This is a genomic window from Deltaproteobacteria bacterium, assembly GCA_016709225.1.
Classification (GTDB): Bacteria; Myxococcota_A; Polyangia; order Nannocystales; family Nannocystaceae; genus Xiheibacterium; species Xiheibacterium phototrophicum.
Map to the genome: position 1 here is coordinate 1,827,163 of JADJEE010000001.1, position 25,667 is coordinate 1,852,829.

Here is a 25,667-nt window from a genome sequence, read left to right on the forward strand (position 1 = left end):
GACCGCCGAACCGCCGCGCACGCGATCCGACGCAATCGTGCGGCGCGACGCCACCGGGAATCAAGCCTGGACGTGCGCCGGTCGGCCCATGAAAGCACCTGCGGGGCTCGGTATTGCACCGCACACGCCGCTTGAGGCACGCTTCGCCCCGAAATGCCGCCCGAAGACGACGAAACCCGCGACGACCAGCTTGCCGGTACCCCCGACGCGGGTGACGACGACGACGGCGACGACGAAGAGCTGGTGCTCGGCGGCGGCGACGAGGACGACGAGGACGACGAGGAGGCCGATCCCGAGGCGCTCGCGGCCGCGGCTGCGGCAATCGAGCTGGTGGTGCTGCCGATCGCCTGCACCAACGAGGGCAAGGGCGCGCCGTTGTCGATGGGCATCCAGCGCTGGTGGGCGCAGGAGCTGGCCACCCGCGGCGCCAAGGCGGCCGCACCGGTGTTCACCGCGATGGCCCAGCAGGGCAACCGCCAGGTGCCGGCGCTGATGGTGTTCCGCGAGCCGTGGACCGACGCGCGGGCACTCGATGGCATCGGCCGCTTCCCCAACGCCAAGCGCGGGCTCATCACCAACATGCGGGTCGACGACGACTCGGTCGGGTGCGAGCTCAAGCTGGTGCGGGTCGAGCCGCTCTCGGCCGACGAGATCGCCCAGGCCACGCCGCCCACGGTCGAGGGCGAGGCCCCCGCGGCCGCGCCGACCCACCGCCTGGTCGAGATCGAGTCGTGGTCGTGGGCCGCGTCGAGCGTCGAGCTGCCCGAGCGCCTGCTCGAGGGCTTGAAGAAGCTCGGGGGCCACTGCGGCGTCGAGATCACCGAGCCCGACTGGAAGGCCGCGTTCGGCACCGCCAACAACCAAGCGCTGACCTCGTTCTTGGTCGGCCTCGGCAACCTGAGCGCGCTGCAGGGCCGCTGCGTGCCGACCACCCCCGACCAGCTGCTGTCGGCGCTGATCGACGCCATCAACCGCGATCCCAACATGGACGCGGCCATGCAGGCGCTGCACATCATGACCGACATCCTGGTCGCCAATCCGGTCGATCAGTCCGCGATCCCGCTGTCACTGCAGGCGCTCAACGTCGCGGCCGCGCGCCGGCCCAAGGACCAGACCGTGTTCCACCACCTCGCGGCGCTGCTGCGACGGCTGGGCGACATCGGCTCGGCGGTGCAGGCCTTCAACCAGGCCTTCAACCTCGACCCCGCCCACGAGGGCGTGGCCGTGCAGTTCATCGACACCCTGCGCAGCGCCGGCGACAAGGCCAATGCCTTCAAGGTCGCGCAGTTCGCCGCCGAGCACGGCAACGAGTCGCCGCGGGTGCTGGCGCGCCTGGGCTCGCTGATGCTCGAGCACGATCAGTTCGACGAGGCCGAGCCGTTCCTGCGCCGCGCCATCGAGGAGGGCAAGGTGCCGTCGGCCTACGGTGACCTCGCCAACGTGCTGTGGGATCGCGCCGACGGCGACTCTGCCAACGAGGATCGCGAGGAGGCGCTGTCGCTGCTACGCGCCGCGGTCGCGCTGCCGACCTTGGCCAAGAGCGCGCTCGACATCCTGCTCGACCTGCACGAGGAGGAGAAGAACGAGACCGCGACCATGCTGCTGCTCGAGGCCGCCGAGAAGCACCCCAGTGACGCCACCGTGCTGCGCTACGTCGCGACCATGTACCTCGAGGGCGACGATCCCCCGAAGGCGCGCGACTATCTCGAGAAGCTGCTGGCGCTGCCGCGGCGCACCCTCGACGACGACGCGTTCGCCCGCCGCGGACGCCTCACGCTCGACGTCGAGGACTTCGAGGAGCGCTACGACGCCGCGATCGAGCACGTCCGCTCCGGCGACGGCAAGCGTCAGGTCGAGGCCGCCAAGTTCCTGCGCGAGGTCATCGCCCGCGACGGTCGCTTCTGGCAGCCGCACCTGATGCTCGCGCTCGCGGTGCGCGAGTCCGAGGGCGACGACGCCGCGCTCGCCCACCTGGGCAATGCGGTGCGCCTGCGCCCCAACGACCCGGAGATCCGCAACCTGCTGGTGGCGATCCTCCGCAAGCAGGGCCGCCCGCGCGACGCGGTCGAGCACCTGCGCGCGATCGTGGCGCTGAACCCCCGCGAGATCGAGCCGGTGGTGATGCTGGCCGCGACCCTGCGCGACGCGAACATGTACGGCGAGGCCCGCCAGGTGTGCCGCGCGGCGCTGCAGATGCTGCCCAAGCACCCCGAGTTCACGCGCATCCTCGAGAGCCTGCCGCCGCCCGCCGCCGGTGAAGAGGACGAGGACGACGGGGACGAGGACGGCGAGGCCTAGCAGCCGCCACGAGCCGTCCCTCCTAGCGGCGTGCCCCACCGGGCACGCCGAAGCGGCCGCGCTATACTGGTCGACATCGCCGTGCGTGAGCGCTCGCAAGGTCCAGGCGTCCTCATCGGCGTGCTGGTGGGCTCGGCCCTGCTCCATCTGCTGCTGTGGCCGGTGGGCGACGAGGTGCTCGACTGGACCTGGAACGGCGCACCGCTGCCGCCGGGCGACGGCATGATGGAGGTGGCGCTGCTCGACGAGGACGAGGAGCCCGAGCGCGAGGACCCGCCGGAGGAGAAGCCCGAGACGCCACCCGGCCAGCTGGTGCAGCAGGACCGCATCGTCGACGAGCGTCCGCCCGAGCGCGACACGCCGTACGTGTCCGAGTTCGACAACCGCACCGATCGCCCGACCCGTGCGCCCAAGCAGCACCCGATTCCCGGCGCGCAACCCTCGGGCGACGACGGCCGCGACGGCAAGCCCTCGCCGTCGCCGCAGACCTCGGCGCAGCCACTCGCGCTGCTGCCGGGCACGCAGCCCTCGGACGCCGACGGCGATCCGAACGATCCGCTCGACGCCGACGCACGCGGCGAGGTGCCGCTGCCCGGTGGCCGCGTGCCGCTGCCGGCCCCCGCGGGTTCGCCCGGTGCGCGCAAGGCCCTGACCAAGTCGCCCGGCCAGGCCGGCGGCTTCGACGACGTCGACGACGCGGCCGACGACGACGAGACGTCGGTCGACTCGAAGCGCTGGAAGTACGCCTCGTTCTTCAACCGGGTGCGCAGCGCGGTGTCGCAGCACTGGCACCCCGAGGTCGTGCATGCCGCCAACGATCCCGACGGCCGCCGTTTCGGCACCAAGACCCGTCGCACGCGCCTGCACATCTCGCTGAACCCCGACGGCTCGCTGCACCGCGTGAAGCTCGACGCCTCGTGCGAGGTGGGCTACCTCGACGAAGAGGCCATCCACGCCGTGCGCACGGCGGCGCCGTTCACCAACCCGCCACCGGGCCTGGTCGATCCCAGCACCGGGTTCATCGAGTTCACCTTCGGCTTCATCTTCGAGTTCAGCGGTGAGAGCCGCATCTTCCGCTACCGCCAGTAGTCACCCGCACGAGGTCTTCGCCATGGCCCGCCCGACCGCACTCACCGACGAGGCGCTCCAGCACGCGCTCGAGGGCCTGCCACAGTGGCAGCTCGACGATGGCGCGCTGGTCCGCATCTTCCGCTTCCCCGACTTCCCCGCCGCGTTCGCGTTCATGACCCGCTGCGCGTTCGAGGCCGAGCGGCTGGGCCACCACCCCGACTGGACCAACGTCTACGACCGCGTGCACGTGCGGCTGTCGACCCACGACGTCGGCGCGATCACGACGCTCGACCTCGAGCTCGCGGGCGCGATGGATCGCGCTGCCGGCCCCTAAACCTCGCGCGGCCGAGGACGCACGCCGTCTCGGCTCAGCGGGCGTCGGCCAGCACCGACGCGTACAGCCGCGTCGCTCGCGTGAGCGCGGCCGGTGGCGCGGCGACCCACGCGACCGCGCGCGCGCCCTCGAGGCGGCGCTCCACCACCAGCGCGACGTCGTCGCCGTCACGACGCAGCAGCCACCCGCGCAGCTGGTCTTCGCGACCGCCGTCGGTCACGAAGCGCCGCACGAACGCCGGCGGCACGGTGGTCGCGATGGCGTCGAGCTCGCGGCGCAGCGACGGGTCGAGCGTGATCGGTAGCGGGGTCTCATCGGCCGCCGCGCCGCGCTGCAGCACCACCAGGTCGCCGGCGCGTGCGGCCAGCCGGTCGATGTGGCCGGCCGCCAGCGGCAGCGGCAGCCCGGCGCGCCGCAGCCCCTCGGTCTCGACCAGGTTCGACGACAGCCGCAGACTGCCGTCGTCATCGGTGATCGATCGGCGCCGCGCGACCAGGAACGACTCCGCGTCCTCGCGCGCGACCTGGGCGGCCCCCCACGCGCAGGCCGCCACCATCGCGAAGCCGGCGACCGCGAGCGCGCGCGCGACGGGACCGTTGCCGGGTGCCAACCCCACCAGCGCCACGCCGGTGATCGCCGCGACCCACACGCCGACCAACGGCACCGCGAGCGCGAAGACCTCGAGGTATGCGCCGCCGGTCTCGACCAACAGCACGATCGCCAGCGGCAGCAGCAGGCTGCGCCGCGCCGCGACCGTGAGCGCCGGCGTGCGCGTGCGTGGCAACAACATCAGGCCACCGGTCGCGACCGCGATCGCCACCAACGCTGCGCCCGAGATCGGCACCGACGCACCCGGCACCAGCATCGCGGCCCACATCCCCGCGCTCGCGCCCCCCAACGCCACCAACAGCAGCCGACCGGACCCGAGCACGCGCTCGATCATGCCGCCGCCGATCCACACCGCGGCGGCCGCGATCGAAGCCGCCAGCGGCTCACCGGCCACGAAGCTGGCGACGAACACCCGCCCGTGCGAGCCCGAGAACCACAGCTCGCGGGTGAGCGCACCCAGATCGAGCAGCCCCAGCCCGCCGCGATCGATGCCGAGCCGCACCAGCTCGACGACCAGCAGACCGAGCGCCAGCAGTGGCGCGACGCGGCGCTTGCCCAGGCGACGCAGCCGCGGCGCCGCCTCGAGAAAGGCCTCGAGCCGCCGCGAGACCGCGTCGGCGTAGCGCGACAGCTCGGGCGCGAGCACGGCCGGTGCACCGCGGCGCGCAACCGTGGTGCGGCTGGCTTCGACGATGCGATCGTCGGCCGCGCCCGCCAGATCGGGCACGCGCGCGAGCTGGGCGACCGCGGCTTCGCCGTGGCCGGCGCGGCCGAGCGCGATGCCCTTGAGCAACGCCGAGCTCGCCGGTGAGAGGCCGAGCGCGCGACGCCGGGCCTCGGTGAGCGCCGACTCCACCGAGCTGGCGGCACCGGCATACGCGAGGAAGGTCAGCCGCGCCTGCGAGACGAAGCCGAGCGCCGCAGGATCGCTGCCGACCGGACCCTCCTCGAGCGCGCGCAAGAGCCCCGCGGCGGTGTCGAGGCGCCCGCTCTCGCCGTAGGCCCGCAGCAGGCCCAGCGCAAGCGCCGGCCGCAGCGCGGCATAGCGAGGATGGAAGCGGGCCTCGTAGTGGGCGATGCCCTCGTCCCAACGCTGGCCGTAGAACAGCATCGACACGATCTGCTCGTGGATGATCATCGACTCGCCGCCCTCGGCGTCGCCGGCCAGCCCACGGAAGTGACCGAGCGCCCGATCGACGCCGTCGCTCTCGAGCAGCGCGAGGCCGCGAAGGATCTCCTGCTGCCGCGCGAGGCCGGCCCCCGGCATCAACACCGCACGAACGCCGCACAGCCCCACCGCGACGCGCAGGCGTCCGCGACCGAAGGCCCAGCGCGCCAGCCACTCGAGCACGTGCGGCACCGCCACCGCGACGGTCGCGAGCCCAAGCGCGAGCACGCCGACGAAACGCGAGGCCTGCAGCATCGCGACCACGTCGAGCGCCAGGATCGCGCCGACCAACGCCGCGTAGCCCGGCCCCTGCGCCTCCATGCGTCGCAGCGCTCGCACGAGGGCGAAGCCGAGGCAGACCGCACAGATGGTGAGCGCGTGGTCGAACACGATGCCCCTTCCCGCTCCAGCCGCGGGCTCGGCCCCCTCGGACGACTAGGTCGCGAGCTCGAGGTGCCCCATGCGGCGGTACTTGTCGTAGCGCGCCGCCAGCAGTGTCTCGGTGCTCTGCGCCTGCAGGGCCTCGAGCTCGCCCAGGTGGCGCTCGAGCGCCTCCCGCAGGGCCGCCGAGGTCTGCGCGAGCCCGCGATGGGCCCCGCCGACCGCCTCGGGCACGACCTCGTCGCAGATGCCGAGCTTGTGCACGTCGTGGGAGGTGAGCTTCAGCTGGGTCGCGGCGGCCTGCTCGGCCTCCGGATCCTTCCAGAGGATCGAGGCACACCCGCGCGGCGAGATCACCGAGTACACCGCATGCTCGAGCATGAGGATGCGATCGGTGAGTCCGATCGCGAGCGCTCCGCCGCTGCCCCCCTCGCCGATGACGACCGAGATGGTCGGCACCGCGAGCCGCGACAACACCTCGAGGCAGGTCGCGATCGCCTCGGACTGCCCGCGTTCCTCGGCACCGATGCCCGGGTACGCGCCCGCGGTGTCGATGAGCGCCACCAACGGCAGTCCGAACTGCTCGGCCATGCGAAACAGCCGCTGCGCCTTGCGGTAGCCCTCGGGCCGCGCCATGCCGAAGTTGCGGTAGAGGTTCTCCTTGGTGTTGCGCCCCTTCTGGTGCCCCAGCAACACCACCGGTCGGCCACCGATGCGGCACAGGCCGCCGACGATCGCGGGGTCGTCGGAATAGGCCCGGTCGCCGCGCAGCTCCACGAACTCGGTGGCGATTTCGCCGAGGTAGTCGAGCGTGTACGGCCGGTCGGGGTGCTTGGCCAGCTGTACCTGCTCCCACGGCGTGAGCGCGGCGAAGCGCTCGCGCTGCAGCTGCCGGGCCTTCTCTTCGAGACGGGCAATCTCCTCGGCCATCTCGCCGCTGCCGGTCGACAACAGCTTGAGCTCGCGGATCTTGCCCTCGAGCTCGACGATCGGTCGTTCGAACTCGAGCACCTTACTGGTCATGGTCGACTCCATCGCCGGCGACGAAGCGCTCGATCGCGGGCCACGGGCACTCGGCCTCGCTCGCGATTGCGTGCACGCGCACGCCGGGGAACTGGTGGCGGAAGTACGTGCGCTGCCGCTTGGCGAGCTGACGCGTCGCGACGATCACGTTCGCACGCGCGGCCTGGAGGTCGGTGCGCCCGTGCACGAGCTCGAGCAGCTGTCGATAGCCGAGACTCTGCATCGCCTTGTGGCCGCCATGATAACCGCTCGCGACCAGCCGCTCCACCTCGTCCACGAAGCCCGCCGCGAGCATGGCGTCGACGCGTCGTTCGATGCGGCCCGCCAGCGCCTCCGGGCCGGGGTCGAGCACGATGAGCATCAGCTCGACCCGCGGCCGGGGCGGGTCGGCCGCGCGCGTGGCCGACAGCGGCGCGCCCGCGCGGCTGCACAGCCACAACGCCCGCAGCGCACGCACGACGTTGGCGGGGTGGATGGCATCGGCGCTGGCCGGATCGATGGCCTCGAGCGCCCGCCAGATCGCGCCCGGCTCGGCGTGCTCGCGCGCGCGCCAGGCCTCGTCGAATGCGACCCGCTCGGGGTCGTCGCGCGCACGATCGGGCGCTGCGGGATCGTCGGGCTCGCTGCCCCGCCACGCGAACTGCCGCAGGTAGAAGCCGGTGCCACCGACGATGACGCCCGGCCGCCGCGCGTGCAGGGCCCACGCGCGCTCGGCCCAGTCGCCGGCCGAGAAGCTCGCATCGGGATCGACCAGATCGAGCAGCTCGTGCGGCACGTCGCCGCGGGTCGCGTGGTCGGGCTTGCCGCTGCCGACGTCGAGCCCGCGGTAGACCTTCACCGAGTCGCACACGAACACCGCACGACCGAGTCGACGTGCGATCGCCCGACCGAGCGCGCCCTTGCCCGCGGCGGTCGGACCGACCACCGCCAACGCCCGCGGCAGCGCCCCGCTCACCGCGAACCTCGGGGGTGCTCGACCAGCTCGGCGGCGCTCCAGCGACGCACGCCGGGCACCTCGTCGAGCACGACGCCGGCATCGAACAGCTCGCGCACGAAGCCGCGGACGAAGCGAGGTGCGACGTCGGCCGCGGCGAACTCGGCCAGCGCCTGCGTCGGCGACCCGACGGCACCCGAGGGCGCGCGCAGGTACGGCAGCACCTTGGTCAACAACGCCGCGACGTCGAGCTCGTCGACCACCGCCCGCAGCGTCGCCGGCACCGCGCGCACGATCACCGCGTCGTCGCCGAAGCGTTCGACCACGAGACCCAGCGCTGCCAGCCGCGCCGCCTCGTGCTCGCACGACGCCAGCGCGTCGGCGGGCAGCCGCACCACGGCCGGCACCAACAACGCCTGCGCACTGAGCTCGCCGCCCCCGAGCTCGGCCTGCAGCCGCCGCTGCAGCAGGAACGCCCGCACCCGCCGCAGATCCATCGCCAACAGCGCGTCGCCGTGGCGCACCAGCGCGATCGGACCGGGCAGGCAGTCGACCAACACGGGTTCGTCGCGCGCCGGTGGCATCGCGGCGGGCGTCGCCTCGGCAGCCCCGCGCGGCGCTGCGTCGCCGACCGCGGTCAGCCCGGCGAGCGCGGTCGCCTGCGCGCGCAGCTCGTCGCGCGCACGGCCGTAGTCGGGCGACGCGGCCATCGTGCGCAGGGCGTAGCGGGGCGGCGCGGGCTCGGGCTCGACCTCGAACAGCGCCGGCGCGGGTGGCTCGGCGCGCACCGGCGTCGGCAGGCCCGACCGCGCGCCCCCGAGCTCGGCGCGCGCCGGCGGGGGCAGCTCCGCCTTCGCGTCGCCGCGTCGGTCGTGCAGCGGGGCCTGGGCGAGCGAGGCCAACGCACGGCGCAGGGCACCGTAGATGCGCTGCGCGTCGGCAAAGCGGACCTCGGACTTCTGCGGGTGCACGTTGACGTCGACCTCGCCGTGGGCGGGCTCCATCCACACGCACGCGACCAGCCGCGGATCGTCGAAGCACTCGTGCACGATGCGGGCGATCGCCCGCTCGCGCACCACCCGACGCCGCACGACCACCGTGAGCTCGCCGCGCTCGCTGCTGCCCTGCCCCACGAACGCGCGCACCTGCACGCCGTCGAACTCGCCGGCCACGCGTCGCAGGCCCTGCGCGCCGCGACGCACCAACATCCGCTCGATGCGGGCGTCGCCGTCCTCGCGCGGGGCCTCGAACACCAGGCGGCCCTCGTGGCGCACGCGCAGCGCGACGTCGTGGTGGACCAACGCGATGCGCAGCGCGGTGTCGAGGCAGTGGGTGAACTCGGTCGCCGGCGAGCGCAGGAACTTGCGCCGCGCGGGCACGTTGACGAACAGGTTCTCGATCTCGACCCGCGTGCCGGGCACGCCGCCGCAGGGCTCGGCGGTGGGCGGCAGTCCGGCGAGGCTCCGCAGGCGCGTGCCGTGGGCCGCCATCGCGGTGCGGCTCTCGATCGTCACGTGGGCCACCGCTGCGATGCTCGCGAGCGCCTCACCGCGGAAGCCCAACCACGACGGCTCGACCAGATCGGCCGCGGTCGCGAGCTTGCTGGTCGCGTGGCGCACCAGCGCCAGCGGCAGCTGCTCGGCCTCGATGCCGCGACCGTCGTCGATCACGAGGATGCGCGCGGTGCCGCCGGCGACCAGCTCGAGCTCCACGCGCGTGGCCCCGGCATCGATGGCGTTGTCGAGCAGCTCCTTGACGATCGAGGCCGGTCGCTCGACCACCTCGCCGGCGGCGATCTGGTCGGCGAGCTCGCTCGGCAACAGCCGGATCGGCGCGGGGCCGCTCACGTGCGGCACTGTACCCCACCGTCGCGCGGGTGCCCCTCGGCGGGGACGCGGGCGCTCGTGCCCGCTGTGCGACCGCTCCGGCGGCGGCGTCAACCGTCGTCGGCGATGATGCGGTTACGGCCGCTCTGCTTGGCGCGATACAGCCGCGCATCGGCCTTCTTGATGAGGTCGTCGGCGGAGGCGATCGCGGGGTCGAGGTCGGCCACGCCCACCGAGACCGCCAGCGGGATGCGGCGGCCCTCGAACACGAACTCCTCGTCCTCGACCATCTTGCGCAGGCTCTCGCCGAACTGCGCGGCGCCAGCCAGATCGATCTCCGGCAGCACCACCGCGAACTCCTCGCCGCCGTAGCGCGCGATCACGTCGACCTTGCGGGCGCGCTGCCGGACGAGGTCGGCCATGTGCCGCAGCACGTGGTCACCCGCGCGGTGCCCGTAGGTGTCGTTGCACTTCTTGAAGTGATCGATGTCGAACATCATCAACGCCAGCGGCCGGTCGTAGCGGCGGGCGCGGCTGAGCTCGCGCTCCAGCGTCTCGATGAAGTAGCGCTTGTTGAAGATCTGGGTCAGCCCGTCGACGGTCGACAGGCGATAGATCTCCTCGTGGTACGAGCTCTCGATGTTGTCGCCGGTGAGGAACTTGAAGATCGAGCGACCGACCTTGATGAGGTCGCCGTCCTTCAGATAGACCTCGTGGATCTTGTGGTCGTTGACGTAGGTGCCGTTGGTCGACACGTTGTCGCGGATCTTCACGCCGTGCTCGTCGACCATGATGGTCGCGTGGGTCCGCGAGACCGAGTCCTGGCTGACGCAGATGTCGTTGACCGTCGCGCGACCGATGGTCATCTCGCGACCCTCGATCGCATACTTGCGGCCGAGCTCGGCACCGTAGATCACGACGATGCACGCGTCCTTCTTCCGGCGTTGCATGCCGGTGTCTTCCACCTTGTGGATGACGGTGACGATTGTTTCGTCGCGCATGATCCCGGGTTCGGGCTCGAGTCTCGATGCACAGGGTAGCAGACCCTCGCGCCGCTTCGCAGCGGTGACGAACGTTGCGGTGATCGACCGACATACATTGTCGCCGCCCCGCCGACGCCGCGGCGCGATCGCGATGCCGGCGACCGGCTCGCCCCGCCCGCGCTGCGCGAGACGCTGCGCACGTGGGCGAATTTTCCCCGCGCGACGCCGGCAGACGGGCGTTCCACCGCCCGGGATCGGCCGCGGCCCCCGGTTCCCGACCGGGTTTTTGACCGGCCCGCCTGCAGTTGCTATAGGGCGGCGTCGTGTCGAATGGCAGATCCACACGTGGCGGGCTTGGCGGCCTGGGCGCGCTGTTCTTCCTCGGCACCCTGGGCGCGATCGCGATCTACGTGCAGCGGCAGTCGGGCCCGCAGGAGGTCGATCTGCCCCGCACCGCGGCCACCGCGATCGACGAACCCGCGCCCGCCGCGGTGACGCCCGCGCTGCCGTGGGCCGACCGTCTCGACCTCGCGGCCGCGCGACTGCTGCCGTTCCAGGCGCCCGAAGTGCCCCCGGCGGCGCCCGGTGACGCCAAGGCGAAACCCAAGAAGCCCACGGTCGCCGAGGGTCGGCTGGTGCAGGAGCTCGGCGACGGTCATCGCATCATGCTGACGATCGACCCCTCGCTGCAGGACGCCGCGCTGCAGATCTTCCGCAACCGCGAGGTGCCCTACGCGGCGGCGGTGATGCTCGACGTGCGCGACAACTCGGTGCTGGTGATGGCCGGTCACTCGAGCATGGATCCGCAGGTCGATCCGCTCGAGATCGTCGCGACCGCATGGGCGCCGGCAGCATCGGTGTTCAAGCTCGTGACCACCGCGGGGCTGCTCGCCAGCGGTGCCGCGACCGCGGGCACGCAGGCGTGCTTCTCCGGCGGCCTGCACGGCATCACCGACGACGAGCTGCGCGACGTGCCCGGCCGCGACACACAGTGCGCGAGCCTGTCGTCGGCGGTGGCCCACAGCTACAACCTCGTGATCGGCAAGCTCGCGCTGGCGCACCTCGGCCAGGATCAGCTCGCGGACATCGCTCGCACGTTCCTGTTCGAGCAGGACATCCCGTTCGAGTTCAACATCGAACGATCACCTGCGCACATCCCCAGCGAGCCGCTCGAGCGGGCGAAGGTCGCCGCCGGCTTCTGGAACATCGACATGAGTCCGATGCACGGCGCGGTGCTGGCCAGCATCTTCGCGCGCGGCGGGCTCTACCAGCCGCCCCACGTGATCGCACAGGTGCTCGGCCCCGACGGCGCCGACCTGACGCCGGCCGCGTTGCCGAGCGAGCGCGTGATCGGTCGCGAGGTCTCGGATGCGATCGCCACGATGATGGAGGCGACCACCACCGAGGGCACCGCACGCGCGAGCTTTCGCGACGCGCAGGGCAACGACTACATCCAGGGCGTGCGCGTGGCCGGCAAGACCGGCAGCCTCACCGGACGACGTGCGCCGGCCCTCAACTACAACTGGTTCATCGGCTTCGCGCCGGCGGATCGGCCCGAGATCGCCTTCGCGGTGCTGCTGGCCAACGGGCCGGCGTGGCGCATCAAGGCCCACTACGCGGCCCGCCGCATGGTCCAGCTCTACCTCGAGCGCCGCGACGCGATCGCCCGTGCGCGCGACGCTCGGCTCACCGCCGACGGCGTGATCCTCCCCGAGCGCGACGCCTCCGGTGTGCTGGTGGCCACCACGGCCACGCCGCCCAGCCCGGGCGAGCCCGCCGCGCCGGCCCTGCCGCCGCCGCCCAGCCCCGGACCGAGCCCGGCCCTGCCGCCGCCTCCGGCGACCGCGCTGCCGCCGGTGCCGGGCCCGCTGCCCAAGCCACCGACGGCGAGCCCGAGCCCGCCGACGCCGATGGGTGGTTGATCCCTCGCCGCCGCGGCGGCGAGACTGCAGCCCAGCGTGCAGGCCACGATCATCGCGATCGCGTGGACGATCGCCGCGGGCCCGGGGTTGGTGTCGACGGCGCCGTGGACGGCGCGAGCGCCCGCGGCCGCGCCGAGCGACGAGGCCGCCGCGGCGATTGCCCGCGCGAAGCAGGCCGCGGCCGCGGGTGACTACACGCTCGCGCTGCGCGAGTTCGAGTCGGCGCGCGCACTCGGGCCGACGCCGCAGCTGCACTTCAACGTCGCGGTCTGTCACCACGCCTTGATGCTCGAGCACGCCGCCGACACGCCAGCGTGGCAGAGCCATCGCAACGGCGCGATCGACAGCTATCGCGACTACCTCGCCGCCGCACCGAACGCCGACGACCGTGCCGACGTCGAGCGCATCATCGTCGAGCTCGGTGGCGACCCCGAAGTGGCCCCGACCGCGACACCGGTCGAGCCGCTGCCGCCGCTGCGCGACATCGTCGAGCGCATCGATCCGGATCCACCGACGCAGCCGCTGCCGAGCATCACCCCGGCCCCGAGCCCGCCACCCAAGCCGGTGCGCACGCGCTCCCCCGCGCGCATCGGCCCGTTCGTGCCGCTGTCGCTGGCGCACTTCGGCCGCCTGCGACGCACGGCGGCGATCGAGAGCCTGCCGCTGCTGGGCTTGGGGCTGCGCGGTGGTGCCTTCCTCGGCCCGCGCGCGCGCACCAACCTCGGCGGGGAGTTCTCCTACGCGCTGATGCCGAGCGCCAGTCGCAGCGCCCATACGCTGCGGCAGGTGGCGATGGTGGTCGCAACCGACTGGGGCGCGCCCGTGGGCAAGCGGCGGCGGATCGAGCTCGCGGTGGGTGGCATCGCTGGGCTCGGCTTCGAGAGCCTGCACGCGCGCGGCACCTCCACCCTCGGCTGTCGCGCGGCCGACAACGGCCGCGTGGCCACGCGCGGGGGCCTGCTGCTCGGCGCGCGCGGAGGCTTACTGCTCTTGCTCGGCAAGCGCCGCAACCACGAGCTCGGGCTGCGCGTCACGCCCACGCTGGCGGTCTACGGCAACGGCCCGCGCAGCGGCGCGGTCGACTCGAGCGCGTGCACCGACCCGGTGTTCGTCGAGGCCGGCCTGCCCGGCGGCGCCGCGCTGGTGACGACGATCGATCTTGGCTACGCTCCCCGATTCTAGCGCCCCCACCCTGCGGGGCGCTGCAGCCGGACCATGGCGGACGGACACTTCCACGCTCGAATCGTCGAGGCGGTCGATCGCTCGGGGACACCCCGCTCGGTCTACAGCCAAGACACCACCCTCAGCCGCCGCGGCCTGCTGACCCGCGCCGAGCGACGCGCGCGCGAGCTGGCCGGCATGGGCGTGGGCCCGCGCGATCTGGTGGCGTTGTCGATGGGCAACGTCGCCGAGTTCCTGATCCTGCTGGTCGCGCTGTCGAAGCTCGACGCGGTGGCGATGCCGGTCGATCCGGCCAACGGCGACGGCACGCTGCTGCGGGCGACCGAGCGCCTGCCGGTGCGCGCGGTCATCCGACGGCCGCGTGGGCTCGAGACCGCCGCGCTCGATTACCCCGCGGGCTACATCGTCCGCTCGCGCAAGCGACTCACCTCGTCGCTGCTGACGGTCGACATCCTCGAGCCACCCGAGTCGCTCGCTGCGCTGCCGATCGGTCGCGACGTGGAGCTGGTGATGGAGGCGCGGGGCATCGGCGGCGTGCTGCGCGACACCCTGCGGACCGGCGCGCAGCTGCGGGAGATCGGCCGCGCGGCCCGGTCGACGCTCGCGCTCGACGCGGGCGCGAAGATCCTCTGCGCGCAGCCGTTCACGGTGCCGCGCTTCTTCGATCCCGTGGTGCTGGGCTGGCTGGAGTCGGAGGCCCAGCTGGTGATGGCCGAGGGGCCCGCGCCCGGCAGCGTGGTGCCGATCGCCCGTACCACCGAGAACCTCGTGGTGGTCGAGTCGGTGCGCCAGCTCATCGACCTCGCTCGCGCCGTGCGGGCCGGCGGGGCCACGCTGCCGATCGTGCCGGTCATCCCGCAGGCGACGGTCCCGATCGAGAACGGCCGCATGTTCAAGCAGGCCTTCGGCACCTCGCTGCGACAGCTGCTGCTGCTGGAGGAGGTCGGGGTGCTCGCGGCGCGGGTGATGGAGCGCGGTGAGCACTTCGTGCCGGCCGCCGGCGTCGAGCTGTGTGCCGGCGCCGCGATGGCGTGCGGCGGCGACGAGGTGCTGGTGCGCACCGCCCAGCGCTCGACCACGCTCCCCGAGCTGCCCGCCGGCCACCCCGGCGCGCCGGCGCAGGACGACTTCGTGCACACCGGCTACGCGGCGCGCTTCAAGCAGCAACAGCTGCTCGAGATCGTCGGTCGCGACGACGGCCTGGTGAACCTCGAGGGGCGCCGCGCGTGCCTCGACAGCATCGAAGAGGCGATGCTGCAGCACCGCCGCCTGACCTGGGCCCGCGCCACGCTCGAGCACACCGGCGACGGCGATCCACAGGTGCTGCTCGAGTACGCCGCCACCGGCGAGACCGAGCTCGACGACATCGAAGAGCACGCGGTCGGCTACCTACCGCCATTCATGGTGCCGCGTCGCTTCGAGCGCGTGCTGCCCAGCGATTGACGGCGGGTCGCCGCGTGCTGCGACTGCGGCGTGCTGCTACTGCGGATCTTCGAGCAGCTCGGCGGCCAGCTCGATGGTGGCGTCGCGGCCATCGACCACGACCGTGCGCTGCACGGGGAAGCGGCCGGGCTTGCGCACCTCGACGCGATGGCGCCCGGGCGCCAGCTGCAGCGGCTTGGCACCGGCGCTGGTGATCTCACCCACGCGACCGACGTAGTTGCCGTCGACCCACAGATCGGCGTCCTGGTCCCCCGGTGCGACGGTGACATGCAGGCTCGCGCCGCGCTGCGGATCGGGCCGGCATGCCAGCAACGTGGCCGCGACCGCGAGCACACGGGCGCCCCTAGGGGCGAGGTCACTGCAGTTCGATCGAGAGCGCATCGGGTCCTTCGATCGTCGGGGGCGAGCTGTGCAGCCCCGGCGACTGCAGCGACTGTAGCGCCTGCGCGAGCGCCTGCGCATCGCGAACGCCCTCCACCCGCAGCGACACCACGCCACCGCGGGCGACCGCGGCGAGCTCGACCGCGCTGACGCCCGCGACCGACTGCAGCAACGCGCGCTCGAGCCGACGCAGCTTGGCTGGCTGCGCGCCGCGGACCTGCAGGGTGACGATGCCGCGACGGTGCTGCGCGAGCGCGGTCGCGACCGTCGCAGCGGCATCGACCACCGCCGCCTGCACGGCGGCCTCGGCATCGGCACCGAAACCGGCCTTGGTCACGCGCCGCAGCGCGCGACCATCGACGCTGGCGATCAGCTCCACGCGGGCCGCGAACGAGAACGTGTGGGGGACCGCGCCGAGCGCCGTGCAGGTGAGCGACAGCGACAGCGGCACGCCGTCCTTGCCGGTCGCGCCGGCGGCCGCCAGCTCGTCTTCGACCCGCGTGCTCGCAGCGTCGGCGGTGCCGCAGGGGCCGCTGGTCTGCACGCCGGCGGCGCTGTACAGCGCGGTGCGATCACTCGGGGCGGTCGCGACCAATCGCTTGCGCAGGCGCGCGAGATCGATGTCCGCCTCGATCTCGATGCTCACCGCGCCGGCGTCCTCGCGCTCGCTCAGCACGCGGTAGGCCCCGGTCCACGAGTCCGCGGCCTTGAGCACGGCCTTGCGGGCGGACTTGTCGATGCTGCCCTTGGGCAGCTCGGCGCCCAGCTGATCGAGCGCCGCGGTGAGTGCGGCCTTGCGGGCCTTGGCGAGCGCGCGCTGGCGGACCGCCGCGTCGCCCTTGTCCTTGGGCTCGGGCGTCGACGCGCCGCTGCCGGCGAACGGCGCCATGAGCTCGGCGTGGGCGGACGCGGCCGGCCCTGCCCACGCCAGCGTGCAGCCGAGCGCCGCGCGGACGATCCAGCTGCGCACGCCGGGGGCGGTGCCCGTGCGGGGCGCGAACATCGACGGCACGACGCCCATGGTGGTCGCGACGCTCGGGGCTTGGCAAGTTTTCGCGAACGCCACCGGGAGCGGGCGCCGCAGCCCGACCGCACTGGGGTGCGCCCCTGGCCCCGGAACACCGGCGACGCGACCCAAGGCCGCGGGAGCACCCCGGCGTCGCGTCGGGCCGGCTGGGGTGGCAAAAGCCGCCGGCCTGGGCTACATCGGGCGCGGATGCTGCGTCCTCCGTTTCCCGGCCATCGCCGCTACAGCATCACGCATCGCGCGGTGCAGCGCTTGCGCGAGCTCGTGCCCCGGCGCGACGACGAGGACGACGAAACCCTGCGCGACCGCCTCGACGCGGCGCTCACCACCGCCGAGAACGACGGCAAGGCCGTGCGCACGCTCGACGCCATGTTGGGCGAGCCGCAGACGCTGATCCCCGTCACCGACTTCGGCGACACGCTGTACGCCATCATCAAGGAAGAGACGGTCGTGACCGTGCTGCCGCAGGGCCACGGCGAGGAGATCCTGCAGCGCGGGCTGGCGATGGAGCAGCGCGTGGCCGCCGGCCAACCTGGCTCGCGCGCACCCGAGCGCGAGCGCGAAGACTGGGACGCCCGCCGACGCTGGCGCCGCGAGACGCCCGGCGCACCGATGGTGGTCGAGCGTCCGTCGCGGGCCCCTGCCACCGCCGATGCCGAGGGCGCCGCAGGCCCGTCGATGCCGCGCCCCGACGCGCCGCGACTGGCCGACCTGACCATCAGCGCGAAGGTGGTGCCGCTGCCCGAGCGACCGAAGATCGAAGGTCCGGTCGGCGAGGCCCTGCGTGACGCGCTCGATCGCGGCCGTCGCAAGGCCGCCGTGGCGGCGCTGCGCGAGGTGCTGGCGACCGCCGAACGCGACGGCTCGCTGTTGCCGCTGTGGAACGAGCTCGCCCGCCACGACATCCCGCAGGCGTTGACCATCGGCGATCTGATCGACGCGATCCGCGGGCTGTGACGCCGCGCGGCCGCGTGACGCTCACGGCCGCGACATCAGCTGCGCGAGCGCCCTTCGCACCAGCGCGTCGAGCGAGGGCTGCTCGCCGTCGTCGACCTTGGTGAGCGCCGCGTCGACGTCCTTCACCTTCCAGCCGAGGTTGACCAGCACGGCGCGAGCGTCGTCGGCGAAGCTCGACCCGTCGGGCGTGACCGGCTGACTCGGCGCGCGGCCGCTGCCGAGCTGGTCGCGCAGCACGCCGACCTTGTCCTTCAGGTCGAGGAGGATGCGCTCCGCGGTGCGCTTGCCGACCCCCGGGATGCGCTCGAGCAGCGTGCGCTGCTCGCCCTCGATGGCCGCCAGCAGCTCCGCCAGCGGGAACCCGCCGAGCACACCGATGGCGAGCTTGGGCCCGACCTGCGGCACACCCAGCAGCAACCGGAACGCGCGGCGCTCGATGGGATCGGCGAAGCCGAACAGCGCCAACGCGTCCTCGCGCACGTGGGTGTGGATCCACAGCGCGCAGGGCCGGCCGCACTCGGGCACCGCCGCGAGGGTCTGCAGCGAGACCGCGATCTGATAGCCGACGCCGCCGACGTCGAGGATGACCTCGCCGGCAATCGGCTCGCGCGCAAACACAGTGCCGGACAGCCAGCCGATCATCTGGGGCGGACGTTGCCACGTGTGACGGCGCGACGCCAGCGTCCGGGGTGCGAGGGCTCGCGTCGGTGTCCGTTGGCGTCAGCTGCGGACCAGCGCGTGGCAGCACGCGATCGCCAGGGCATCGGCGGCATCCGCCGCGGGCGGCCGCACCAGCTCGAACAGCAGCTGCACGCGCTGGGCGATCGCCGCCTTGGTCGCGGCGCCGTGCCCCGCGATCATGCGCTTGACGTAGGCCGGCGCGTACTCGTGGCTGGCCATGCCGTGCTGCGCGGCCAGCAGCATCACCGCACCGCGGGCCTGCCCGAGCGCCAGCGCGCTGGCGGGGTTCTTGCCCCCGAAGGCCTTCTCGATCGCGCACTCGCGGGGTGCGAACTCCGTGATCACCTCGGCGAGATCGGTCGCGATCGCGAACAGTCGGGTCGCGATGTCGCCGGTCGGCGCCTTGATCACGCCGCACTCGAGGTAGTGCAGGCGCGGTCGGCCGGCGGCCCACACCGCCTCGATGACGGCGTAGCCCAGGCGCAGCGTGCCGGGGTCGATGCCGAGGATGCGCGCGCCCGCCGGGGCCGCCGCGCCGACGCTGCGCGGTGCCGTCATACCACCACGCTGCCCAACGCCTCGCGCAGGCGACGGGCCAGGCCGGTGTGACGTCGCGCGCCGTCGGTGCGCGCGATGGCCTGATCGATGGCCCGCGGATCGCCGACCACCACGCACAGCGCCCGCGCGCGCGTGATCGCGGTGTAGAGCAGGTTGCGTCGCAGCATCACGTGGTGCTCCGGCAGCAGCGTGACGATCACCGCCGGAAACTCGCTGCCCTGGCTCTTGTGGATCGACACCGCATAGGCCAGCCCCAGCGCGGTCGCCTCGTGGCCGACGTAGCCGACCTTGATGCCGTCCATGTCGACGACCAACGACTTCGTGCCCGGGTCGACCGACGCGACCCGACCGACGTCGCCGTTGAACACGCCCTTGCCGTAGTCGTTGCGGGTCTGCATCACGCGATCGCCGACCCGGAAGCGACGCAGCACCTGCCCGCGCGCGCCCTCGACCGTGAGCTCGGGCATCCCGGCGGTGTGGCGGGCCGACAGCGCCTCGTTGAGCGCCTCGGTGCCGGCGCGGCCCTTGTGCATCGGACACAGCAGCTGCACGTCGCGGGCGCCGTCGAGCCCATAGGCCTCGGGGATGCGCTCGGTCGCGAGCCGCACGCACAGCTCGTGGGCGTGCTCGGCGGAGCGCGCGTGGACGACGAAGAACTCGCCCTTGCCATCGCGGCCGGGCTCGTCGGTGCGCAGGCGATCGCCGTGCAGGATGCGGTGCGCGTTCTCGACGATGGTGCTGCCCGCGGCCTGGCGGAACACCTCCGACAGTCGCACGTGCGACAGCGGCGAGCCCGGACTCTGCGCCGCCGTCACGATGTCGCACAGCACGTTGCCCGGTCCCACCGACGGCAGCTGATCGCCATCGCCCACCACCACCAGCCGGTGCGCGGGGGTGAGTGCGCCGAACAACGCGGCGGCGAGCTGCACGTCGAGCATCGAGCTCTCGTCGACCACCAACAGGCCCGGCGGCAGCGGGTTGCCCGGCCCGTAGGCGAAGCGGCCGGTCTCGGGCTGGAACTCGAGCATGCGATGTACGGTCTTGGCCGCGTGGCCGGCGGCCTGCTCGAGTCGCTTGGCGGCGCGACCGGTCGGCGCGCACAGGATCAGCGGCTCGTGGTGGGCCCGCGCCAACGCCAGGATCTCGCGCACGACCGTGCTCTTGCCGGTGCCGGGGCCACCGGTGAGGATCACGACACCGTGGTCCGCGACCGCGCGCACGGCCTCGACCTGCCCCGCGCTGAGGTGCGGCGGCAGCTCGACCAGACTCCAGTGGGACCGCGGCGCCAGGGCGATGGTCGCGAGCGCCTCGACGACCGCCTGCTCGGCGGCCACCAGCTGCGGTGAGAAGCACAGCGGCGTGTCGTCGTTGCCGTACTCGAGCAGCAGGTCACCGGCCTCGACCATGCGCTCGCCGGCGTCGCGCACCGGATCCTCACCGACCCCGAGCGCCATCGCGGCCTTGCGCACGAGCACCTCGATCGGCAGCGCACAGTTGCCGTCCTGCTCGGCGGTCTCCATCGCGTGCAAGATGCCGGCCTCGATGCGCTCGGGGCTGTCGGGCGCGAGGCCCAACGTCCGCGCCATGCGATCGGCGGTGGTGAAGCCGATGCCCCGCACCTCGCGGGCCAATCGATACGGCCGCGACTGCACCACCGTGATGGCCTCACTGCCGAAGCGCTCGAGGATCGGCGCGGCCAACCACGCTGGCAGATCGAGCTCGAGCAGCTGCGACTCGAGCTGTGCCAGCGGACCGACCTGCTGGGCGTGGTGTTCGATGACCTTCTCGAGCGTGCGGGCGCCGATGCCCTCGATCTCGAGCAGCCGCCGCGGTTGGCTGTCGAGGATCGACAGCGTGTCGAGCCCGAAGCGCGCGACGATGCGGGCGGCCATCACGTCCTTGATGCCGGGGTAGCGGGTCAAGCGACGCTCGATGCCGGCGAGCGTGGTCGGCACCTCGACCTGCAGGCGGTCGACCCGGAACTGCTTGCCGTGGCTGGGGTGCTGCTCCCAGTCGCCGTGGGCGACCACCTGCGCCCCGACCTCGGGCAACAGCATGCGCCCGACCGCGGTCACCAGCTCGGTGTGACCGCGCACCGACAGCCGCAGCACGGTGTAGCGCGTGCGCTCGTCGTGATAGACGACGCGCTCGACGGTGCCGTCGAGGCTCGGCGCCGCCGCGGGCACGGTACTCGGCGAAGGACCCACCATCGCTTCCGCGCGCAGCATGACCCAGGCGACCGGCGACGCGCCAGTCGGGACCGCGGGCGGCCGTCGCGGTGGGCCGGCGAGGGGTACTGCGCCGCCGCGCGCTCAGACGCGGTGCGGCGTCGGCGGTGGGCTCCAGCCACCGAGGATCGTCGCGAGCGTGGCGAGGCGATCCTGCCCCCACAGCAGCACCGGCGAAGCGCCGTCGCGGGTGATCTCGTAGCTCGGCACGCCGCAGGCGCCCGCGTCGCGGGCCGCGTCGGTGTTGGCCCGCAGCGCCTGCTTGGCCGCCGCGCCGCCGGCCTGCGCGAGCAGCTCGCGGGCGTCGAAGCCGGCCGCGGCGAGCACCGCCGCCAGGCCCTCGGCCTCGTCGATGCGACGGTCGTCGACCCAGGCGGCGCGGTGGATCGCGGGCGCGGTCGCGGGCGCGACCACGATCACGCGCTGGGCCAGCAGCGAGCGCAGCGGGAACACGCTGGGGAAGCGAAACGGCACCCCCCACGCGGCGGCCCACTGCGCGAGGTCCTCGCGGACCCACGCCTGCTTCGCCGCGTGCATCTCGAACAGCGGCACGTCGGCGGTGCCGATCTCGCGGAAGAGCGCGCCGAGCAGCACCGGCACCGGCACGAGCGTGGCCGCGGCCGCTGCACACACGCGCTCCAGCTGCGTGAAGGCCAGGTAGCTGTACGGGCTCGCGACGTCGAAGAAGAAGCGGACGCGCGCCGGCGCGGCCTCGCCACCCTCGGCGATCGCCGCGGCCTCGTCGCGCGGGGCCCCGCCGAGTGCGCGCGCCAGCAGGCCCATGCGATCGCAGCCCCAGATCCGCACGTCACCGCGGACGAAGGTCGGCACGCCGAAGACGCCGGCGGCCGCGGCCTCGTCGGTGCGCGCGCGCAGCTCGGCCTTCACCGCCGGGTCGTCGACGCACGCGGCCGACATGCCGAATCGACGCGCGATGGCCTCGAGCACCGCCGGATCGGCGACGTCCTGCCCGTGCTGCCAGTAGGCCTCGAACAGCGCGGCCGACAGCGCCTGGCGCTGCTCGCTGCGCGCTGCCACGACCAGACGCATCGCGGCGACCGTGCGCCGCGGATGTTCGGCCGGCACCGCGAAGGTGCGCCCGTGCAGGGCGGCCTGGCGCACGATGTCGGCGCGGGTCATGGCCGCGCGCGCCGGCGCGTAGGTGCGATTGGGATCGTCGGGCCCACCGTGGGCGCGCAGCAAGCCGCCGAGCAGCACCGGTGACCAATGCACCGACAGCCCGCAGGCCGCCGCGAGCCCGTCGACGCGCAGCGACGCCATCGCGGCGTAGGGACAGACGATGTCGTAGAAGAAGCGCAGCGGCGCGCTCACGGCTCGTCGACCCCGGCGTAGCCGAGCTCGCCGCCCATGGGTCGCGAGGTGCCGTCGATGTCGAGCGGCGGATCACCATCGAGCCACAGCGCGACCGCACCGAACGGCGAGGTCGGACCGTCATCGAGCCGCATGTCGCCCTCGTTGGGATTGACGAACCAGTTCTCGTCGTAGGCCCCGATCAGCACCGAGCCGACGCCGACGAAGTTCGCGGTGTCGAGCGCGTTGGTCTCGAAGTCGAGGGTGAAGCAGTCGATGTCGATCGAGCCGGTCGACAGGCCGCTGAAGATGCTGTTGCGCACGTCGCCGGTGGCCGACAGGCACTGCAGGTTGTCGTCGCCGATCGCGTCGTTGCCGGCGACCGTGCTGTACAACGCGTGCAGCTCGGCGTACTGCAGGTTGATGCCGGGGCCGTGCACGCCATCGCCGTTCTCGTCGACCGCGGCGTTCTGCAGCACCAGGCTTCCGCCGAGCTGGCGGATGCCGCCGCCGGGGTTGTTGTGCACCGACGATCGCCGCAGCGTCACGTCGCAGGGTCCGACCCCGAACAGGCCGTGGTCGACGTTGTTGCGCAGCTCGCTGTCGTCGAGCCACAGCGTCGCGTCGCTGCAGGTCGCGCCGTGGGTCTGCAGGTTGTTGCGCACGCGCACGCCGTCGAGGTAGACGACGCCGCCGGCGACCTCGAGGTTGGGTGCGTCGACGCCGTTGGCGCCCGTGATCTGCACCAGACCCGTGCCGCGGATCGCCACCGTGCCCCCGGTGAAGACCGCGTTCTCGGCATACGCGACGCCGCCGGCCAGTCGCACCGTGACCGACGCGTCTTCCGGCACCGCGGCCAGCGTCGCGGCCAGCGAACACGCCGGGGTCGCCATGCTGCCGTCACCGGGGCAGGCCGCCCCGGCGCTGACGTAGACCACCGTGTCGGCCGGGAAGCACTCGCCCTGCAGCGGGTCGGTCGGCGCGACGTGGCACGCGGTGTCGCACTCATCGTGCTCGGTGCACGGCACGCAGCGGCCGATCGGATCGCACACCGGCGTCGCACCCTGACAGAAGTCGTCGCCACCGGCACCGCAGCCCTCGCAGCGATCCGTGACGGGGTTGCAAAACGGCGTGCGCGCGTCGACCAGGCCGCAGAAGTCATCGCCGCCACCGACCGTGCAACCACCGCAGATGCCGTTGACGCAGTACGCCTGGGCGGGGTCGACGGCCTCGCAGTCCTCGTCGAGCTGGCCCTCTTCGTTGCACGACACCACCGATGTGCCGCCCGACGATCCGCTCGAGTCGGCGACCACACCGCTCGAACTCTCGCCGCCGCTGCTGCTGCTGCTGCTGCCGCCGCTACTGCTGCTGGTGTCGGAGGGATCGACGTTGGTGTCGGCGGCGCTCATGCCCTCGGGCGAGCACGACGGCGGCGGCAGCTGCCCCACGCAGCCCTGGAACTGGCTGGCGGGCACGCACACGTTGCAGAACGGCCGCGTGGGGGTGGCCGCGCGGCAGGTCGCATCGCCTTGCAGGTCGACGCAGTGCGGCACCAGCTGCGGCTGCTTGCCGACGGTGTCGACGTTGCACGCGCCGAGCAGGCCGAGCGCGGTGGCGAAGAGCAGCCGCCGCTGCATCCGCGACGAACCGAGACGAGGGCGCGCGCCCCAAGCGAAGTCCATGGCCACAGCATACCACCGGCGCCGGCCGCAGCCGCCACGCGCGTGGGTCGACGGTGCCAGGTCGCACACTTTCGCCGACTTCGGGGGCGCGGGCGGGCGAGCGTCGGACGGCTGTCGCGATCGGACCCATGCCGGGCCTGCCGCGCACGTAAGCGCCGTGATCGCCACGCGCGTGCCCGCGAATCAAACGCGGCGACGCCCCGTCGGCTGGTACATGGCCACCGCAGCAACCGTCGCGTCGGCAAGCCGCGCGAGCTCGGCTCGCGATCGGCTCGCACCACGCGCCTACGAACTCCCGCCACGGCGTCGTGCGCCCCTGCCGATGCTGTCCTCGATGTTGGTCGACGACGACGACGACACGCTGTCGCAGCTGGCCGCGCAGGCGCTGCGCTCGTGCACGCCGACCCAGCGCCGCGACGAGATCCTCGCGGTGCTGCCGACGTCGCTGGTGGTTCACGTCGCGCGACCGCGTCCCTCCGCGGCAGGCCCCGCGCGCGGCGATGCACGGGCGTGGCTGATGGGCGCGATGGCGACCGCGGCGGTGCTGTGCCTGGTGCTGCTCGCGGCGCTCGCGTGGCGGCGGGCCCCCAACGCAGGTGCAGGTCGAGGCCGCACCCGCGACGCTCGCGGCCCACCGCGGCGTCGCGCCCCATCCCGAGGCCGCGATCGCGACGCGGCATCGCACCGCCGGCGGCTAGAGGCGCGGTCAGGGCGGTGTCATGGCCCATCACCATCGCTGTGTCGAGGTACTAGAGCGGGGAGCCCGAGACCGTCAGCTCGTGCCGCGCGGCTGGCACGTCGGTGCGCGCGAGGTTGATCTGGAAGCGCGCCGCATCGCCCGGCGCCAGCGACTCACCGTCGGCGAACGTGAAGTCCACGCTGACGAGGCTGTCGTCGGCGGCGTAGGACAGCGCCTCGACGCGCACGAAGCGGGCCGGCTCGTTGCCATCGTTGAAGACCTTGCCGGTGATGCGATCGCTATAGCCGTCGTGCTGTGCGGGCCCATGCTCGATCCGCAGGCCCCCGACGCGGGGCGGAAAGTATGTCGCGCGGCTGGGGCGGATCTCGAAGGTGATGGTCTCGAACGGCGGCGGGTTCATCACCAGGATCGACGCCGGCGCGCGCTCCCCGGGCGCGATGGTGTCGCGCTCGGCGAAACCGAACGCGGTGCCGACCTCGGCGCCGCTGGCATCGTGCAGCACGGCGGTGACCTTGGGCTGGGAGATCGCGACCTCGGAGGTGTTGGTGACCCAGCCGATGGCGTAGAACGTCGGCGCGTTGCTCGGCCGACGATGCTCCATCACGAACGTCGCCGACAGCGGCACCTCGGCCGGCCCGGCCCCATCCGCCGCCGGCACCACCACCGGCGACGTCGGTGCGAGCGCAGCATCGCCGGCGCCTGGCGCCCCGACCGCGTCGCCACCACGGCGCAGCAACGCGAAGGCCACGCCCGCGGCCAGCCCCACGAGCACCACCGCCGCGATCGCGATCGCAATGACCGGCGTCGCGCGCTGCGGCACCACGCGGCCATCGACCCGCGCCGCGACCCCGCCGGTGATCCGGTAGCGCACGCCGCAGTAGGCGCAGGTGTTCACGCCCGCGGCATCCGTGCGGGAGTGATCGGCGGCGCCGCAGGTCGGACACCTCAGCGCTTCGGTCGGCATCGGC

20 protein-coding genes are annotated in these 25,667 nt (G+C 73.1%); 7 read left to right on the forward strand and 13 right to left on the reverse strand.

Features of this window, described 5'->3' with window-relative positions; genetic code table 11:
* Positions 1 to 153: 153 nt before the first annotated feature.
* The 3 genes from IPH07_07515 (at position 154) to IPH07_07525 (ending at position 3,703) form a co-directional block, all read left to right on the forward strand.
* On the forward strand, positions 154 to 2,298 hold the full coding sequence (locus IPH07_07515; GenBank protein ID MBK6917232.1) for a tetratricopeptide repeat protein: 2,145 nt from the start codon (positions 154 to 156) through the stop codon (positions 2,296 to 2,298).
* A gap of 81 nt (positions 2,299 to 2,379) precedes the next feature.
* Positions 2,380 to 3,387 (forward strand): TonB family protein, encoded by a 1,008-nt coding sequence (locus tag IPH07_07520; GenBank protein MBK6917233.1) that lies wholly within the window; start codon positions 2,380 to 2,382, stop codon positions 3,385 to 3,387.
* Between the two features lie 22 nt (positions 3,388 to 3,409).
* Complete coding sequence (locus tag IPH07_07525) at positions 3,410 to 3,703, forward strand: 4a-hydroxytetrahydrobiopterin dehydratase (GenBank protein MBK6917234.1); 294 nt, start codon at positions 3,410 to 3,412, stop codon at positions 3,701 to 3,703.
* Between the two features lie 34 nt (positions 3,704 to 3,737).
* Here the strand turns inward: IPH07_07525 and IPH07_07530 are convergent, their stop codons facing one another.
* From IPH07_07530 to IPH07_07550, 5 genes are all read right to left on the reverse strand, one after another.
* Positions 3,738 to 5,870: a hypothetical protein gene (locus tag IPH07_07530; protein MBK6917235.1), complete on the reverse strand. Its 2,133-nt coding sequence runs from the start codon at positions 5,868 to 5,870 to the stop codon at positions 3,738 to 3,740.
* Positions 5,871 to 5,915: 45 nt separating this feature from the next.
* Positions 5,916 to 6,896 carry an acetyl-CoA carboxylase carboxyltransferase subunit alpha gene (locus IPH07_07535; protein MBK6917236.1) on the reverse strand — a complete coding sequence of 327 codons (981 nt, stop codon included), beginning with the start codon at positions 6,894 to 6,896 and terminating at the stop codon, positions 5,916 to 5,918.
* Complete coding sequence (miaA, locus tag IPH07_07540; GenBank protein MBK6917237.1) at positions 6,874 to 7,839, reverse strand: tRNA (adenosine(37)-N6)-dimethylallyltransferase MiaA; 966 nt, start codon at positions 7,837 to 7,839, stop codon at positions 6,874 to 6,876. The genes IPH07_07535 and miaA overlap by 23 nt, the downstream gene beginning before the upstream one ends.
* Positions 7,836 to 9,665, reverse strand: a complete 1,830-nt coding sequence (locus tag IPH07_07545; GenBank protein MBK6917238.1) for an ATP-binding protein — start codon at positions 9,663 to 9,665, stop codon at positions 7,836 to 7,838. Before IPH07_07545 ends, miaA begins: the two co-directional genes overlap by 4 nt.
* Positions 9,666 to 9,754: 89 nt before the next feature.
* Positions 9,755 to 10,645, reverse strand: coding sequence for a GGDEF domain-containing protein (locus IPH07_07550; GenBank protein MBK6917239.1), 891 nt, complete (start codon positions 10,643 to 10,645; stop codon positions 9,755 to 9,757).
* 305 nt (positions 10,646 to 10,950) lie between these two features.
* Here IPH07_07550 and IPH07_07555 point away from each other — a divergent pair, with 305 nt between their 5' ends.
* Genes IPH07_07555 through IPH07_07565 form a run of 3 tightly spaced genes read left to right on the forward strand, consistent with a single transcriptional unit; the run spans position 10,951 to position 15,174 of the window.
* Positions 10,951 to 12,549: a penicillin-binding protein gene (locus IPH07_07555; protein ID MBK6917240.1), complete on the forward strand. Its 1,599-nt coding sequence runs from the start codon at positions 10,951 to 10,953 to the stop codon at positions 12,547 to 12,549.
* A 36-nt stretch (positions 12,550 to 12,585) separates the two neighbouring features.
* Entirely contained in the window at positions 12,586 to 13,731 is a 1,146-nt protein-coding gene (locus tag IPH07_07560; GenBank protein ID MBK6917241.1) for a hypothetical protein, read from the forward strand.
* A 33-nt stretch (positions 13,732 to 13,764) separates the two neighbouring features.
* Positions 13,765 to 15,174, forward strand: a complete 1,410-nt coding sequence (locus IPH07_07565; GenBank protein MBK6917242.1) for an AMP-binding protein — start codon at positions 13,765 to 13,767, stop codon at positions 15,172 to 15,174.
* A 36-nt stretch (positions 15,175 to 15,210) separates the two neighbouring features.
* Here the strand turns inward: IPH07_07565 and IPH07_07570 are convergent, their stop codons facing one another.
* Positions 15,211 to 15,555 carry a hypothetical protein gene (locus tag IPH07_07570; GenBank protein ID MBK6917243.1) on the reverse strand — a complete coding sequence of 115 codons (345 nt, stop codon included), beginning with the start codon at positions 15,553 to 15,555 and terminating at the stop codon, positions 15,211 to 15,213.
* Positions 15,530 to 16,576: a hypothetical protein gene (locus IPH07_07575; GenBank protein ID MBK6917244.1), complete on the reverse strand. Its 1,047-nt coding sequence runs from the start codon at positions 16,574 to 16,576 to the stop codon at positions 15,530 to 15,532. Before IPH07_07575 ends, IPH07_07570 begins: the two co-directional genes overlap by 26 nt.
* A 195-nt stretch (positions 16,577 to 16,771) precedes the next feature.
* On the opposite strand from IPH07_07575, the gene IPH07_07580 reads away from it, so the two are divergent.
* Positions 16,772 to 17,539, forward strand: coding sequence for a hypothetical protein (locus IPH07_07580; GenBank protein ID MBK6917245.1), 768 nt, complete (start codon positions 16,772 to 16,774; stop codon positions 17,537 to 17,539).
* A 21-nt stretch (positions 17,540 to 17,560) separates the two neighbouring features.
* Here IPH07_07580 and ruvA read toward each other — a convergent pair whose 3' ends face one another.
* The 6 genes from ruvA to IPH07_07610 form a co-directional block, all read right to left on the reverse strand.
* Positions 17,561 to 18,181, reverse strand: a complete 621-nt coding sequence (gene ruvA, locus IPH07_07585; GenBank protein ID MBK6917246.1) for a Holliday junction branch migration protein RuvA — start codon at positions 18,179 to 18,181, stop codon at positions 17,561 to 17,563.
* A 78-nt stretch (positions 18,182 to 18,259) separates the two neighbouring features.
* On the reverse strand, positions 18,260 to 18,778 hold the full coding sequence (ruvC, locus tag IPH07_07590; GenBank protein MBK6917247.1) for a crossover junction endodeoxyribonuclease RuvC: 519 nt from the start codon (positions 18,776 to 18,778) through the stop codon (positions 18,260 to 18,262).
* On the reverse strand, positions 18,775 to 21,006 hold the full coding sequence (locus tag IPH07_07595; GenBank protein MBK6917248.1) for an ATP-dependent RecD-like DNA helicase: 2,232 nt from the start codon (positions 21,004 to 21,006) through the stop codon (positions 18,775 to 18,777). Before IPH07_07595 ends, ruvC begins: the two co-directional genes overlap by 4 nt.
* Positions 21,007 to 21,090: 84 nt before the next feature.
* Entirely contained in the window at positions 21,091 to 22,338 is a 1,248-nt protein-coding gene (locus IPH07_07600) for a DsbA family protein (protein MBK6917249.1), read from the reverse strand.
* Positions 22,335 to 23,999, reverse strand: a complete 1,665-nt coding sequence (locus tag IPH07_07605; protein ID MBK6917250.1) for a right-handed parallel beta-helix repeat-containing protein — start codon at positions 23,997 to 23,999, stop codon at positions 22,335 to 22,337. Before IPH07_07605 ends, IPH07_07600 begins: the two co-directional genes overlap by 4 nt.
* Positions 24,000 to 24,748: 749 nt before the next feature.
* Positions 24,749 to 25,663, reverse strand: coding sequence for a hypothetical protein (locus IPH07_07610; GenBank protein ID MBK6917251.1), 915 nt, complete (start codon positions 25,661 to 25,663; stop codon positions 24,749 to 24,751).
* Positions 25,664 to 25,667 lie beyond the last annotated feature (4 nt).

What these genes read in the sequence shown, in the direction of transcription:
- IPH07_07570 (MBK6917243.1), bottom strand. Translation starts at nt 15,555, where the DNA reads ATGCGCTCTCGATCGAACTGCAGTGACCTCGCCCCTAGGGGCGCCCGT.
- IPH07_07535 (MBK6917236.1), bottom strand. Translation starts at nt 6,896, where the DNA reads ATGGAGTCGACCATGACCAGTAAGGTGCTCGAGTTCGAACGACCGATC.
- IPH07_07515 (MBK6917232.1), top strand. Translation starts at nt 154, where the DNA reads ATGCCGCCCGAAGACGACGAAACCCGCGACGACCAGCTTGCCGGTACC.
- IPH07_07580 (MBK6917245.1), top strand. Translation starts at nt 16,772, where the DNA reads ATGCTGCGTCCTCCGTTTCCCGGCCATCGCCGCTACAGCATCACGCAT.
- IPH07_07595 (MBK6917248.1), bottom strand. Translation starts at nt 21,006, where the DNA reads ATGCTGCGCGCGGAAGCGATGGTGGGTCCTTCGCCGAGTACCGTGCCC.
- IPH07_07525 (MBK6917234.1), top strand. Translation starts at nt 3,410, where the DNA reads ATGGCCCGCCCGACCGCACTCACCGACGAGGCGCTCCAGCACGCGCTC.
- ruvC (MBK6917247.1), bottom strand. Translation starts at nt 18,778, where the DNA reads ATGACGGCACCGCGCAGCGTCGGCGCGGCGGCCCCGGCGGGCGCGCGC.
- ruvA (MBK6917246.1), bottom strand. Translation starts at nt 18,181, where the DNA reads ATGATCGGCTGGCTGTCCGGCACTGTGTTTGCGCGCGAGCCGATTGCC.
- IPH07_07610 (MBK6917251.1), bottom strand. Translation starts at nt 25,663, where the DNA reads ATGCCGACCGAAGCGCTGAGGTGTCCGACCTGCGGCGCCGCCGATCAC.
- IPH07_07605 (MBK6917250.1), bottom strand. Translation starts at nt 23,999, where the DNA reads ATGGACTTCGCTTGGGGCGCGCGCCCTCGTCTCGGTTCGTCGCGGATG.
- IPH07_07550 (MBK6917239.1), bottom strand. Translation starts at nt 10,645, where the DNA reads ATGCGCGACGAAACAATCGTCACCGTCATCCACAAGGTGGAAGACACC.
- IPH07_07565 (MBK6917242.1), top strand. Translation starts at nt 13,765, where the DNA reads ATGGCGGACGGACACTTCCACGCTCGAATCGTCGAGGCGGTCGATCGC.
- IPH07_07575 (MBK6917244.1), bottom strand. Translation starts at nt 16,576, where the DNA reads ATGGGCGTCGTGCCGTCGATGTTCGCGCCCCGCACGGGCACCGCCCCC.